Source organism: Bacillus cereus group sp. BfR-BA-01316 (assembly GCF_022664195.1).
Lineage (GTDB): Bacteria > Bacillota > Bacilli > Bacillales > Bacillaceae_G > Bacillus_A.
Genome location: NZ_JAKUGX010000025.1, coordinates 42,231 through 55,513 on the forward strand (window position 1 = coordinate 42,231; position 13,283 = coordinate 55,513).

A 13,283-nucleotide genomic window follows, 5' to 3' on the forward strand; every position below is an offset into this window, starting at 1 on the left:
TGTGAAGTCACCCCTTCATTTGTTTTACAATTGCTTTAACTAATGCTAAGAAGTTAGCTTTAACACGTTCTGTCGTTTCAATTACTTCATCGTGGTGAAGTGGTTGATCTAAAATACCAGCTGCCATATTTGAAATACAAGAAATACCCAGTACTTTCATACCCGCATGACGCGCTACAATTACTTCAGGTACAGTTGACATACCAACTGCATCTCCGCCAAGTGTACGAAGCATACGAATTTCAGCAGGTGTTTCATATACAGGACCTGTCATTCCAACATATACACCTTCTTGTACTTTAATATTTAAATCTGCTGCAACTTGTTTCGCCATTTCGCGAAGTTCTGGCGTATATGATGTAGACATATCAGGGAAACGTACACCCATTTCAGAATCATTTGGTCCGATTAATGGGTTCGTACCCATGAAGTTAATGTGGTCTGAAATTAACATAAGATCGCCTGGTTCAAATGATGTATTTACACCACCAGCTGCGTTCGTTACAACAACTGTTTCTACACCTAGTTCTTTCATAACACGAACTGGGAATGTTACTTTTTGCATATCGTATCCTTCGTAGAAATGGAAACGTCCTTGCATTGCTACTACTGTTACACCTTGAAGTGTACCGAATACAAGTTGACCTGCATGTCCTTCTACAGTTGAAACTGGGAATTCAGGGATTTCACTGTATGGGACTGTTACTGCATTCTCGATTTCATCTGCTAATACACCTAGCCCAGATCCAAGGATTAGTCCTACTTGTGGTGTCTCTTGAAATTTCTCTTTTAAGTATGAAGCTGATTTTGTAATTAGTTCACGATTCATCTGTTTATCCCCCTATTTCTTTAGCTCGTTTAAGAAGCTTGTTCCATGTTCTGGCATTTTAACATTAAAGTTTTCTGCTACAGTTGCCCCAATATCAGCAAATGTTTGACGAAGTGATAACTCTTGTCCGCCTTCTTTCATGCTTGGGCTATATGCTAATAACGGTACATATTCACGTGTATGATCAGTACCGTAGTGAACTGGATCATTACCGTGGTCTGCTGTAATTAATAATAAATCATCTTCTTTTAGTTTTTCGAATACTTCTGGAAGACGTGCGTCATATTCTTGCAGAGCTTCTCCGTACCCTTGTGGGTCACGGCGATGACCAAATAAGGCATCAAAGTCAACTAAGTTTAAGAAGCTAATACCTGTAAAGTCCATATTTAATGTATCTACAAGCTTGTCCATTCCATCCATATTTGATTTCGTACGAAGTGATTCAGTTACACCTTCTCCATCATAAATATCAGCAATTTTACCAATAGCAATTACATCATAATCGCTATCTTTTAGTTCATTCATTACTGTGCGGCCAAATGGTTTTAACGCATAGTCATGACGATTTGGTGTACGTGTGAAGTTTCCTGGCTCTCCAACGAACGGACGAGCGATAACACGTCCTACCATGTACTTCTCATCTAATGTTAATTCACGTGCGATTTTACAAATTTTATATAGCTCTTCAAGTGGTACTACTTCTTCATGAGCTGCGATCTGTAATACACTATCAGCAGAAGTGTAAACAATTAAAGAACCTGTTTCCATTTGTTCTTGACCAAGCTCATCAAGAATCTCAGTTCCAGAAGCTGGTTTATTACCGATAATTTTACGACCTGTCTTTTCTTCTAATTCATCAAGTAATTCTTTCGGGAATCCTTCAGGAAACACTTGGAATGGTGTATCAATGTAAAGGCCCATGATTTCCCAGTGACCTGTCATTGTATCTTTACCTGTAGATTTCTCTTGCATTTTTGTATAATATCCAAGCGGTTTCTCTACTTTAGAGATTCCTTTCATTTCACGAATATTACCAAGGCCTAATTTCACCATGTTTGGCATGTGTAATCCATTCATATGTTCAGCGATATGACCAATTGTATCAGAACCTAAATCACCAAACTGCTCAGCATCTGGTGCTTCACCGATTCCCACAGAGTCCATTACGACTAGGAAAATACGTTTATATTTATTCATAACTGCAACCTCCTATATGTTCAGTTCTACTTCTTGTAGTATGTTCAAAACGCTATAAAGTGAAACTGTTATCAATGGGAATTATCTTTCGTCCTCATTATTAAACAGTACTGCTTTAAATCATTCTCTAACTTTTTCGTTTTACTTTCAAACGAATCAAAAAAAAATCTAGTTTTTTCCAAGTCAGATGTCAGACATCTGATATTGATATCATAACATGTTTACGCTTTCTTTTTAATACATTTTCGTAGAATTTCTCATTTTCTTTACCCTTCTATTGTAATCCATTCTGCAAAGAAGTGCTAATCATTTCATGACTTATTTCCTAAAATAAAAAGCAGCTCTAAAGAGCTACTTTTTATTTTACTTCTACTGTTTCTTCTTTATGTTCATGTAGTTCACCTTTTCTTACATGAACTTTCACTTTATAAGCACCCTTCTCTTTGAAAGTATGTTTACTTTCATACTCCCCTTTATCCCCCTCTTTCGCCGGAATAAATTCGTGTTTTTCAACGCCGTCTTTCCAAATCTCAAGTTGTACTTCAGCACCAGTTAACGCTTCTTCTTTTTGTTTTAAATGAACTTTCATTGTTGACTCAGCATTTGCTTTAATATCACCAGCCATAAGATGTATCATCGTATCACTTTTATGATCCCCATGACCTTCTTCTTTTTTCGCATCTTCAACTTTTGCATTTCCCACAGCCACTTTTACTTCTGGCATAACATGCATTTCACGTGCATTTGTATGAGCAATAACATGATATACTCCATCCGTTTCGAATGTTTTTTCTACAGCATAAACACCTTTTCCTTTATGCTTACCATTTAACATCTCGTGCTTTTCGTCGCCTGCTTTCCAAATTTCAAACTTTACATCATCAGCATCTGTTACTTTTTCTTTTCCTTGTGTAACAAGTGCTTGTACTTCTGTTTTTTCACCTGGTTTAATTTCTTTCGGATTCGTTTGAACTGCTACTTTTACAGCTTCAAGTTTTTGTTCTTTTTTCGGTTCTTCTTTGTTTGTATTACAGCCAGCCAATGCTAGCATCGCGATAAACAACGTAATAATAAGTTTTTTCATCATCATTTCCTCCTTCATACTTTATTTAGTATAGAGGAAATACATTGTAATATTCCAGTCCTCTGCTGAAAACAATGTACGAAATATTTGTGAAGTTTCTGTGAAATGGTTCACTCTTCTTAATCTATGAAAAAAGAGCATAGTGACTATGCTCTCGGGTGAAACTGTTTATATACATCTTTTAATCTAGTTTTTGAAACGTGCGTATAAATTTGTGTCGTCGAAATATCTGCATGTCCAAGCATTTCTTGTACAGCACGCAAGTCTGCCCCGTTTTCTAATAAATGCGTAGCAAAAGAATGGCGTAACGTATGCGGTGTAAGCTCTTTTTCAATATTCGCTTCTTTCGCTAATCGTTTTAAAATTTTCCAAAATCCTTGTCTCGATAATCGGTTACCATGATGGTTTAAAAAGAGTGCATCTACTGCTTTTTTACCCATCAATTCTCTTCTTCCTTTTTCAATATACTTTTGAATCGCTTCTGTTGCTAAGCTTCCTAATGGAATAATTCTTTCTTTATTCCCTTTCCCAACGCAGCGAACAAACCCCATCGTTAAGTGTACATCTTCTAAATTTAATGCAATTAATTCTGAAACACGAAGTCCTGTTGCATACAACAACTCTAACATTGCCTTATCACGAATCCCAAAAGTACTTGCCGTTTTCGGTGTTTGAAGCAATGCTTCCACTTCGTCGATTGATAATACTTTTGGTAATTTCCGTTCCCCTTGTGGCGTTTCAATATGTACCGATGGATCATGCTCCACTGCTCGTTCACGAAGTAAAAATTGATGAAACGAACGAATCGATGCAATATGACGCGCCAATGTTTTTGAAGATTTCCCGTTTTCTTTTAAATGCTGCAAAAAGTTAACAATATGCAAGCGTGTCACTTCATGAAACGTCTTCGTTTGTTCTACATTTTGCAAATACTTCACATAGCTCTTCAAATCGCGTTCATAAGATATAACTGTATTTTTCGCTAAACCTTTTTCAACAATCATATAATGAATAAAATCTTTTAATTGATCTTCCAATCTACACTACTCCCCATTTTCATAGAAAAACATCATTCTATTTACGAAAGCATCCTTTTCCGGCTCCTCATTCCCTGATACTTTTTCTACAGTCTCTTCTTTTGGCTTTTCATAACGATGGTAACTTTCATATTCTTCATTTATCCATAGTATAGCGAAATAAAACAAAATCGTACAACTTGTAAATAATAAAAATACTTTCATCCCATCAAAAGTTAATTTTAAAGCTCGGCGCATTGTAAATTCCTCCAAAATATAAGTTATTACAACATATGCCAAGCTTTCACCAATTTATACCTTATTCAAATAAAAAACCTCTTCCTAGTTAAATAGGAAAAGGTTATTTTTCATCCGTTTCATTTTCTTGACAATTTTTACAAATCCCATGGAATGTTAAACGATGATCTTTCACCTTAAAGCTCCAGTCTCGTTCCACTTTATTCTCCACTTCACCAAGTAAATCTTCTTGTATTTCTTGTACAGCACCGCATTGTGTACAGATTAAATGATGATGGAAACGCTGTGCACCTTCTTGGCGTAAGTCATAACGCGAAACACCGTCTCCAAAGTTAATCTTATCGACAACTTTCAACTCAGACAATAACTCTAAAGTTCGATAAACGGTTGCTAATCCGATCTCTGGCGACTTTTCTTTTACAAGGAGGTATACATCTTCTGCGCTTAAATGATCTTCTTCATTTTCTAGCAGCACACGAACTGTTGCTTCACGTTGTGGTGTCAATTTATAGCTCGCTGCATGTAATTGCTTCTTAATTCGTTCAATTCTTTCTTCCATTCGGTACTACTCCCTCCTCGCCACTCTTATACCATTATATCAGAAGAAGGGCTCCTGTCAAAAGAAAAACAATAAAAACAAATTGATAATTATTCTCAAAAAGTATTTATTGTTTGTTAATAGCCTCCACAACTTCTTTCATTAAAACTGGTGATGCATACGCTTCGACACTGGAAGCAATAGCTAATACCGCTCCAATCACGAGAAAAAAGCATGTATAGCGAATTAATAACGGTAATAGTGGCTCAGTTATTTTCCGGATAAATTGATGCCTAATCATTCTCAAGGAAAAGCTTGCAGCAATTGTTGTCATTACGAGAAATACAGGAATTATAATTAAATTTTGTGGCAATACAGATACAAATGCTAATAATAGTCCATTCCATCCGTGCTGACTTACTAAAAAACCTACTGTAAATCCAACAACTACCCCTTTTAAAAATAGTAAGATAAAAATGAGCGGCAACCCAATAATTGAAATCCCCAAAATCCAAATAAAGCCGATATATTTTAATTGCGAAAAGTAACTTTCTCGAAACATTTCGCCTGCGACAGCAAATTCTCCTTTAGAAACTTGTCCAAAAAAACGCTGTAAATAAAATGATAAATCTTGCTTTTGGTTTATTTGTAAACTATTCACAAGAATCGCTCCAAATATTACTCCCATCAGTAATAAAACCGCATTAAATATATATAGTGAAGAATTTTCCTGTATGTGAGACATTACACGGTCTTGCCACGTTTTTCGCCACATTTCCCTTCCCTCCGTTCACACTCTTACTAAAAATGTATGAAAGAAAGAAAAAAAGTATGACGAATTAACATTGAAATTCCGCTCTACTTTGCTAAACTAAAAAGTAGAGAATAGGAGGGATTTCTCTTGAAACCATTATTATTAGATTTTCCAACATTATTTCAAACTGAGCGCTTGCAAGTACGTAAGCCGTTTCCAGGTGATGGCACAGAAGTATATGAAGCAATCCAAGCTTCTCTAGAAGACTTATTACCATGGATGCCAATTACAGCTGAAACAGAAGAGCGTGCTGAAGAAATTGTTCGCGAAGCTCACGGACAGTTTTTACTTCGTGAAACACTTGATTTCCACTTATACGATAAAGTATCTGGTACATTCATCGGAGCTATTACTCTCAAGCCTGAAAACTGGGATATTCCAAAGTTTTCACTTCACTTCTGGCTACATAGCGCTTATACAAAGCATGGCTATATGACAGAAGCCATTAAAGGTGCGATTCAATTTGCATTTGATAAACTAGGTGCTAGAAGAATTGAAATTCGTACTGATGCAACAAATATAAACGCATGTAACTTAGCAGAACGTCTAGAATTTATTTTAGAAGGTACAATGGAAAATGATTTCCTAGCACCCGATGGCAACTTACGCGATGCACGTGTATATGCAAAAATCAACTAAAAACACTCGCCTTAGGCGAGTGTTTATTTTTGTAATTGTAAATATTGTACTGCAAACATCGTCTTAGCATCATGTATACGAAGGTCTTTCATAAGATCAATCGCTTCTTCTAATGACACTTCCATTAATTCCACAAATTCATCTTCATCTAAAGCTGCTTTATTTTCTTTTTGTTTTAATCCTGTCGCTTTATATACATATAAAATCTCATCTGCAAAACCAGGTGATGTATAGAAAGATGTAATAAGCTCCATATTTTCACATACATATCCTGTTTCTTCTTCTAATTCACGAACTGCTGTTACCTCTGGCTTTTCCCCAGGTTCTAACTTCCCAGCAGGAATTTCCACAATTGCCTTTTCGAGAGCTTTACGATACTGCTCAACGAGTACAATTTTCCCCTCATCAGTAATAGCAATAATAGCAACTGCCCCAGGGTGATTTACGATTTCACGTTTACTCATTTCTCCATTTGGTAATACTACATCATCAACACGAACTTTTATAACTCTACCATCAAAAATCGGTTCAGTTTTTACTGTTCTTTCTGCAAGATTACTCATACTACTTCATCTCCCTGTTCTATTTCCTAATCGTTCTTCATACATTTTACCACATTGAAAGGAGCGTGATAGAAATGAAAGTTTACATTTTACCAAATCGCGTCACTTTAGTCGGCAAAGCATGGCAAATTCGTCATAAGCTAAAACAATATGGCAAAGAGTATACAACTGTACAAGAGTGGATTACAGCAAATAAAGTGAAACTTTAATCAGAGGGGGTTTGCGGAACAAAAAGTAAACGTTTGTCAACCTCCTTCCCCTTTCGTACAATAAAGATAAGGAGGTTGACCTATGAAAAAACGTCAATTAGGAAACTCAGATTTATATGTTACGGAAATCGGATTTGGCTGTATGTCTCTCGGTACATCTGAGGCTGAAGCTATGCGTATTATCGATGAGGCAATCGATTTAGGAATTAACTTTTTTGATACAGCGGACTTATACGATTATGGATTAAATGAAGAATTTGTTGGAAAAGCCCTGAAAGGAAAACGCGACCAAATTGTTCTTACAACAAAGGTTGGAAATCGATGGACAGAAGAAAAAAACGGTTGGTCTTGGGATCCTTCTAAAACTTATATAAAGGCCGAAGTAAAAGAGAGTTTACGAAGACTTCAAACAGATTATATCGATTTATATCAACTGCATGGCGGGACGACTGAAGATGCTATAGATGAAACAATTGAAGCCTTTGAAGAATTGAAAAAAGAAGGTATTATTCGTCATTATGGTATCTCTTCTATACGTCCAAATGTCATTCGTGAGTATGCAAAACGTTCAAATATCGTTAGTGTATTAATGGAGTACAGCCTTTTAAATCGTCGTCCTGAAGAATGGTTCCAGGCGCTTAATGAACATCAAATTAGTGTCATCGCACGCGGACCACTTGCGAAAGGCATTTTAACTAACAACAATGCAAGCAAGATAGAAAGAGTAAAGGAAAAAGATTACCTCTCCTATTCTTATGATGAATTACATACAACACTCGCGAGTGTAAAAGAAATTATAGGAGAAAAATCTTTAACTGGATCGGCCATTCAATACTGCTTACATAATGAAGCTGTTGCATCTGTTATACCTGGTGCAAGCTCTATTCAACAGTTGCAAGCAAATATACATGCTGGGGAACAAACGTCTTTAACAAAAGAAGAATATACACAACTTCAGCAAATTGTTAAATTTGATACATATACATTACATCGTTAAAAAAACGTTATCGTACAGGTCATAGCCATCAAGTTAAAAAAGAAGGTGTCCCAAAAGCTCATTAAAAATGACCTTTTGGAGACACCTTCTTTGTATTGATCTTTATATAGATGAGAAGTTGTTTTATGAACTGATTTAACGTTATGTTTATCTACTGAGAATAAACGATTATTATTTTTCTTATTTCGAACTAAAATTAATTGATTTGTAGCGTTCGGGCAACTTTCCCACCACTTTCTATAACCGTACAGATAGCGTTTTTATAACGTATCATATTTATCAGGATTCGTTCCTACATGTAAATTACGATTTAACGTATTAATTTGATCCATCTCTTCTTCAGTTAATGAGAAATCAAAAATAGTAAAGTTCTCTTTAATACGAGATGGCGTAACAGATTTAGGAATAGTCACAATCCCACTTTGAATATCCCACCTTAATATAACTTGTGCAGGTGACTTTTCATATTTTTTAGAAATAGCCTGAATAATTGGATGCTGGAATACTTCGCCGCCTCTCATTAAAGGACTCCACGCTTCCATTTGAATTTGCTCACCTTGACAGAAATCACGCAATTCAAATTGCGCTAACATTGGATGAAGTTCAACTTGGTTTACCATCGGCTTCACTTTGCAATTTGGTAATAACAGTTCTAAGTGATGTTTATGAAAATTAGAAACAACAATGGCACGCACTTTACCTTCTTCATATAGCTTTTCTAGAGCACGGTATGTATCAACATACTTCCCTCTGATCGGCCAATGGATTAAATATAAATCTACATAGTCCATTTGTAATTTCTTTAAACTTTTTTCAAACGCCCGAAGAGTCTCCTTGTACCCTTGGTCATCGTTCCAAACTTTCGTTGTAATAAACAAGTCTTCTCGCGAGATTCCTGATTCACGAATCGCCTCTCCGACACCGCTTTCATTTTCATATACAGTCGCTGTATCAATCGAACGGTATCCAACTTCTAACGCTGTTTTTACTGCTTGTTTTACTTCGTCGCCTTCTTTCGCTTTATAAACGCCTAAACCAATCATCGGCATTTTCACGCCGTTATGAAGTGTAGTTGTTGGAATATACACAGTCGTTCTCCCTTTCATCCTTACATTTTTTATAAACCACCACTTTATTTCAACAAGATTCATCCAAAAAGTCAAAACATACGTACAGTTTACATAATAATTTTATACACCTTTTAAAAAAATAACGTGAACTCAGCCATTCACGTTATTTTCTATCCATTCTTTCGCCTTTTCATCAACATTACGTACAAACTCATTTTTTCCTTCCGTATACATCGTGCCATCATATGTATATTTTTCCGCTAGTTCTTTCTTTAAAGTCGCATACGCCTCTGCTTCTTCACAATGAGCCATCATGTAATCACGAAACGATAAATGCCTTGTAATCTCAGGATTCCCTTTTTCAAATACGTGCAAGTGATACGAGCGTTTCTCCTCAGTTCCATGAATAAAAAAACGACGACCTGAAATACCATTTTCACCTTTCACAATATAACCAAGCTCGTCAAAGTGTTTGTTCCAATGATCAACTCTTTCAATACTATCTACTTCCATTATCATATCAATGATAGGCTTAGCCGCAAGTCCTGGCACTGATGTACTACCAATATGATGAATTTCCACCGTTTCTGGCATCGCCACTTTTAATCTTTCGGCTTCCATTTGGAATTTCTCACTCCAATGATTTTCGTACGAAACGACTACAATTTTCCTCATTCTAACTCCCCTTTTCTTACAAACTCGTCAAAAAAATGATCAGCGGCATTTCACTGATCATCTTTTTATTATTTAAAGTCTTTCCAAGTAAGGCTACTTTCACTTAAGAGTTCTTCAAATGATTTATTCTTTTCACGTTCTTTTTGTTCCTTACGCTTTCTTTCTTGCTCTGCTGCCTCTTTTTTCTCTTCTCTCACTTGCAACTCTTTTTTCTTATTCTTTAATTGTTGCATGAGCGAATCATTCAATTGATCACCTAGTGTAAGCGATTCTTTCTCTGGTTGATTCATTTGAGATTGTCTTTGTGTTTGTCTTTGCTTCTTTTTCTTCATGCTGCCCACCTTTTGCTTTTTCCTCCATTATAGAGGATACACAATGAAATCGACAATAAAAAAGGCACATTACTTTCATCATTTCTATCATTTAACTTTTATAAATATGTAAATTTTTCGAAAAAACTAAATTTTATTGTAGCTATAATCCTATTAATCTATTAAAATTATGTCGTATGATGTCAGATTATAAAAAAAGGAGAAATTAATTATGTGGAAAAAAATCATTCCTGCTGTTGCTGTTTTAAGCACCCTTACTTTTTCAAGCGTATTCGCCGCTCCTCCATCTCAGACTCCTGCTGAACAAAACCGATACATAGACGTACAAATGCTTGGTATTAATGATTTCCATGGACAACTAGATACTGTAAAAAAAATTAACAATAAAGAAGCTGGGGGAGCTGATTACTTAGCTACTTATTTAAAAGAACGTAAAAAACAAAATCCTAATACACTTCTTGTACATGCTGGAGATATTGTCGGAGCTAGCCCACCAGTTTCTGCTTTATTACAGGACGAACCGACTATTGAATTTTTAAATGACTTAAAGTTTGATGTTGGTACAATTGGAAATCATGAATTTGATGAAGGCATCGATGAAATGCAACGCCTCATTTACGGTGGATATCATGAAAAAACAGGGAATTTCAAAGGAGCAAACTTCCCTTATGTCGCTGCAAACTTCTATAACAAATCAACTGGCCGCTTATTTTTACCACCATTTACTGTAAAAATGGTAGATGGAGTTCCTGTAGGGTTCATTGGAGTTGTTACAACGGATACACCGAATGTCGTTATGCCAACTATGCTAAAGAATGTACAAATTACTGATGAAGTAGAGGCTATTAATAAATCTACTCAGCAATTAAAACGTCTCGGTGTTAAATCTATCGTAGTCCTCGCGCATGTCGGAGGTACAACTGATGACACTGGTGTAACAAACGGTGACCTTACCCGCATTGCAAATGCAACAGATCCCGAAGTTGATGTTATTTTCGGCGGGCATAGTCATACGTACGTAAACGGTACTGTAAATAATAAACTCATCGTACAAGCGAACTCTTACGGAATGGCTTTCTCAGACGTAGATGTAACAATTGATAGAAAAACAAAAGATATTGTGAAGAAAAAAGCTGAAGTTATTACAACGTACCATGAAGGTGTAGAACCTGATAAACAAGTAAAACAAAAGTTAGATCAATATAAAGAAAAAATTGCACCGCTTGTAAATGAAGTTGTCGGAAAATCTACAGCACCTATCGACCGTAAACAAAACGATGCTGGTGAGTCTACTCTTGGAAATTTAATTGCCGATGCACAGCACCAAACAATGCAGGCACAAATCGCTCTTATGAATCCTGGTGGAATTCGTAATGATCTAGACGCTGGAGATATTACTTGGGGCGAATTATACGGCATTCAGCCTTTCGGAAACCAATTAATTAAAGTAGATTTAACAGGTCAAGATATTAGTGATATATTAAATCAACAATGGCAAAAAGGCGCAACGAGAATGCTTCAAATTTCAGGTATTCAATACACTTGGGATGCAAATAAACCGAATGGCGAAAAGGTTACTAATATCCGTTTAACAAATGGTGAAGAATTAGTTTCCTCTAAAACGTATAGCGTAGTTGCAAATGCTTTCCTAGCTTCTGGCGGTGATGGATTCGTATCCTTTAAAAATGGAAAAAATGCTGAAACTGGTCCAAACGATTTTGAAGCATTAGTCGATTATGTAAAACAAGTGAAAGAACCAATTCAGCCGATTATTGATGGCCGTATTCAAAAAATCAACTAAATACTATTCAAACTAGTGCGTGACACTCGAAAGAAGAAGCTCCTTTTATATGCAAGGAGCTTCTTCTTTTAGAGTCATACGTATTGACATTCTTCTAGTGCAGTAAAGGATAAGCACATAGCCCCTTGTTTCCTCGTAGTATATAGAAAACCATAATAGGAGGGTTTGTATGTATTTCTATCCAAACAATGACGATACATTATCTCGACAAAACGACAAACTCATTCGTAGTATTGAGAAAGCAATTAACGGAGAATATAACGCCATTCATTGTTATGCTAAATTAGCTAATTTAGCTCCAGACATAAATGAACGAAATCAAATCCTTGAAATTCGGCAAGATGAAATAAAACATTTTCACCAATTTGTACAAATCTACACCCTTTTAACTGGTAAAAACCCTCAGCCACAAATCACTGAAGAATGTCCAACTCTTTATTTGAACGGATTAGAATTCGCTATACAAGATGAGCAACGAACAGTTGATTTTTACTTAGAAATTGCAGACGAAGCGACAAATCAACAAGTGAAAGAAACATTTCGGCGCGCAGCAGCTGATGAACAAAATCATGCCGTTTGGTTCCTATATTACTTTTCGAAACAAAACAAAAAATGAAATGAAATGAAATAAAGGATACACGCTCTTATATGGAACATAGTATCCTTTCTTTTATTTCTCTGGATACGTTTCATGATTAACATCATACCGTTGCAAAAATTCCTGTAGGGCTTCTTCTACAATTTTAGACTTTTGAATCCCTTTCGATTCCGATATAACATCTAGTCTTGCTAATACTTCTGTATTAATCGAAAAGGTTCGTTTCTTTTTCTCTGTGCTCCTACTTATAATTGGAGCGCTTACTTCTTCTCTTTTTCTTAGCAATTCATAAATGCTTTGTAATTGTTCATAAATTAATAATTGATAGTCTGTTTTTGCATATTGAAGGGCAGTAGCTTCTTGGATTTGCAAATGACGTGGCTCTTCACCATCACCTATAAAGATACGTTTTTTCTGCTCTCCATCATATTCATATCCAATCACCCTTAATTTCTTTGATAATGTATATGGGCTCATTTCGAGCCGTTTCGCTATAATAGCGATTGATTCGCGTCTATTTAAAGAATCAATAATTTCTCCAATCGTCACATTCTCCCTCCTCTCTTAATCGCCTAAGCTTGAAATCTAACCAGTATGTTATGATACAATGATTTTCTAGTAGTATATGCAAAAGAAAGAGCCTGTGCGATTCATACCATTTAA

The 13,283-nt window shown here is 35.9% G+C and carries 17 protein-coding genes; 5 read left to right on the top strand and 12 right to left on the bottom strand.

Annotation, left to right across the window (positions count from 1 at the left end; all coding sequences use genetic code 11):
• Positions 1–7 precede the first annotated feature (7 nt).
• From MR071_RS17995 to spoIIM, 7 genes are all read right to left on the bottom strand, one after another.
• Positions 8–829: a purine-nucleoside phosphorylase gene (locus MR071_RS17995; RefSeq protein WP_001078443.1), complete on the bottom strand. Its 822-nt coding sequence runs from the start codon at positions 827–829 to the stop codon at positions 8–10.
• Positions 830–841: 12 nt separating this feature from the next.
• Positions 842–2,026, bottom strand: a complete 1,185-nt coding sequence (gene deoB, locus MR071_RS18000; RefSeq protein ID WP_105584620.1) for a phosphopentomutase — start codon at positions 2,024–2,026, stop codon at positions 842–844.
• 358 nt (positions 2,027–2,384) lie between these two features.
• The gene (locus MR071_RS18005) at positions 2,385–3,113 is read right to left on the bottom strand and encodes a FixH family protein (RefSeq protein ID WP_242237311.1); all 729 of its coding nucleotides are present in this window, start codon (positions 3,111–3,113) and stop codon (positions 2,385–2,387) included.
• 143 nt (positions 3,114–3,256) lie between these two features.
• Complete coding sequence (gene xerD, locus MR071_RS18010) at positions 3,257–4,147, bottom strand: site-specific tyrosine recombinase XerD (protein ID WP_105584618.1); 891 nt, start codon at positions 4,145–4,147, stop codon at positions 3,257–3,259.
• 6 nt (positions 4,148–4,153) lie between these two features.
• Positions 4,154–4,384, bottom strand: coding sequence for a YqzK family protein (locus tag MR071_RS18015; protein WP_002088473.1), 231 nt, complete (start codon positions 4,382–4,384; stop codon positions 4,154–4,156).
• A gap of 103 nt (positions 4,385–4,487) precedes the next feature.
• Positions 4,488–4,943, bottom strand: coding sequence for a ferric iron uptake transcriptional regulator (gene fur, locus MR071_RS18020; RefSeq protein ID WP_000392654.1), 456 nt, complete (start codon positions 4,941–4,943; stop codon positions 4,488–4,490).
• Positions 4,944–5,049: 106 nt separating this feature from the next.
• Complete coding sequence (spoIIM, locus tag MR071_RS18025; protein ID WP_002111637.1) at positions 5,050–5,697, bottom strand: stage II sporulation protein M; 648 nt, start codon at positions 5,695–5,697, stop codon at positions 5,050–5,052.
• Between the two features lie 126 nt (positions 5,698–5,823).
• Between spoIIM and MR071_RS18030 the strand changes: the two genes are divergently transcribed.
• Entirely contained in the window at positions 5,824–6,375 is a 552-nt protein-coding gene (locus MR071_RS18030) for a GNAT family N-acetyltransferase (RefSeq protein ID WP_105584617.1), read from the top strand.
• A gap of 23 nt (positions 6,376–6,398) precedes the next feature.
• On the opposite strand, the gene MR071_RS18035 is transcribed toward MR071_RS18030, so the two are convergent.
• Entirely contained in the window at positions 6,399–6,938 is a 540-nt protein-coding gene (locus MR071_RS18035; RefSeq protein ID WP_002014941.1) for an NUDIX domain-containing protein, read from the bottom strand.
• A gap of 74 nt (positions 6,939–7,012) precedes the next feature.
• Here MR071_RS18035 and mciZ point away from each other — a divergent pair, with 74 nt between their 5' ends.
• Both mciZ and MR071_RS18045 read left to right on the top strand, forming a co-directional pair.
• Complete coding sequence (gene mciZ, locus MR071_RS18040; protein ID WP_000870297.1) at positions 7,013–7,147, top strand: Z-ring formation inhibitor MciZ; 135 nt, start codon at positions 7,013–7,015, stop codon at positions 7,145–7,147.
• Positions 7,148–7,229: 82 nt separating this feature from the next.
• Positions 7,230–8,144 carry an aldo/keto reductase gene (locus MR071_RS18045; RefSeq protein ID WP_105584616.1) on the top strand — a complete coding sequence of 305 codons (915 nt, stop codon included), beginning with the start codon at positions 7,230–7,232 and terminating at the stop codon, positions 8,142–8,144.
• Positions 8,145–8,404: 260 nt separating this feature from the next.
• Here MR071_RS18045 and MR071_RS18050 read toward each other — a convergent pair whose 3' ends face one another.
• The 3 genes from MR071_RS18050 to MR071_RS18060 all read right to left on the bottom strand — a co-directional run bounded on the left by MR071_RS18050 (position 8,405) and on the right by MR071_RS18060 (position 10,221).
• Entirely contained in the window at positions 8,405–9,232 is an 828-nt protein-coding gene (locus MR071_RS18050) for an aldo/keto reductase (RefSeq protein ID WP_242237315.1), read from the bottom strand.
• A 132-nt stretch (positions 9,233–9,364) separates the two neighbouring features.
• Entirely contained in the window at positions 9,365–9,889 is a 525-nt protein-coding gene (locus MR071_RS18055) for a GrpB family protein (protein ID WP_105584614.1), read from the bottom strand.
• A gap of 68 nt (positions 9,890–9,957) precedes the next feature.
• On the bottom strand, positions 9,958–10,221 hold the full coding sequence (locus MR071_RS18060; protein WP_105584613.1) for a YqkE family protein: 264 nt from the start codon (positions 10,219–10,221) through the stop codon (positions 9,958–9,960).
• Between the two features lie 211 nt (positions 10,222–10,432).
• On the opposite strand from MR071_RS18060, the gene MR071_RS18065 reads away from it, so the two are divergent.
• Both MR071_RS18065 and MR071_RS18070 read left to right on the top strand, forming a co-directional pair.
• Positions 10,433–12,022: a bifunctional metallophosphatase/5'-nucleotidase gene (locus MR071_RS18065; RefSeq protein WP_242237318.1), complete on the top strand. Its 1,590-nt coding sequence runs from the start codon at positions 10,433–10,435 to the stop codon at positions 12,020–12,022.
• 169 nt (positions 12,023–12,191) lie between these two features.
• Positions 12,192–12,638, top strand: a complete 447-nt coding sequence (locus MR071_RS18070) for a ferritin-like domain-containing protein (protein ID WP_105584611.1) — start codon at positions 12,192–12,194, stop codon at positions 12,636–12,638.
• Between the two features lie 54 nt (positions 12,639–12,692).
• Here MR071_RS18070 and MR071_RS18075 read toward each other — a convergent pair whose 3' ends face one another.
• Positions 12,693–13,169, bottom strand: a complete 477-nt coding sequence (locus MR071_RS18075) for a ribbon-helix-helix domain-containing protein (RefSeq protein ID WP_242237321.1) — start codon at positions 13,167–13,169, stop codon at positions 12,693–12,695.
• Between the last annotated feature and the right edge of the window lie 114 nt (positions 13,170–13,283).

Excerpts from the sequence above, each read along its gene's own strand:
- fur (WP_000392654.1), bottom strand. The coding sequence starts at position 4,943 with ATGGAAGAAAGAATTGAACGAATTAAGAAGCAATTACATGCAGCGAGC.
- MR071_RS18005 (WP_242237311.1), bottom strand. The coding sequence starts at position 3,113 with ATGATGAAAAAACTTATTATTACGTTGTTTATCGCGATGCTAGCATTG.
- MR071_RS18065 (WP_242237318.1), top strand. The coding sequence starts at position 10,433 with ATGTGGAAAAAAATCATTCCTGCTGTTGCTGTTTTAAGCACCCTTACT.
- MR071_RS18070 (WP_105584611.1), top strand. The coding sequence starts at position 12,192 with ATGTATTTCTATCCAAACAATGACGATACATTATCTCGACAAAACGAC.
- MR071_RS18045 (WP_105584616.1), top strand. The coding sequence starts at position 7,230 with ATGAAAAAACGTCAATTAGGAAACTCAGATTTATATGTTACGGAAATC.
- MR071_RS18060 (WP_105584613.1), bottom strand. The coding sequence starts at position 10,221 with ATGAAGAAAAAGAAGCAAAGACAAACACAAAGACAATCTCAAATGAAT.
- MR071_RS18055 (WP_105584614.1), bottom strand. The coding sequence starts at position 9,889 with ATGAGGAAAATTGTAGTCGTTTCGTACGAAAATCATTGGAGTGAGAAA.
- MR071_RS18015 (WP_002088473.1), bottom strand. The coding sequence starts at position 4,384 with ATGCGCCGAGCTTTAAAATTAACTTTTGATGGGATGAAAGTATTTTTA.
- deoB (WP_105584620.1), bottom strand. The coding sequence starts at position 2,026 with ATGAATAAATATAAACGTATTTTCCTAGTCGTAATGGACTCTGTGGGA.
- MR071_RS17995 (WP_001078443.1), bottom strand. The coding sequence starts at position 829 with ATGAATCGTGAACTAATTACAAAATCAGCTTCATACTTAAAAGAGAAA.
- mciZ (WP_000870297.1), top strand. The coding sequence starts at position 7,013 with ATGAAAGTTTACATTTTACCAAATCGCGTCACTTTAGTCGGCAAAGCA.
- MR071_RS18035 (WP_002014941.1), bottom strand. The coding sequence starts at position 6,938 with ATGAGTAATCTTGCAGAAAGAACAGTAAAAACTGAACCGATTTTTGAT.
- spoIIM (WP_002111637.1), bottom strand. The coding sequence starts at position 5,697 with ATGTGGCGAAAAACGTGGCAAGACCGTGTAATGTCTCACATACAGGAA.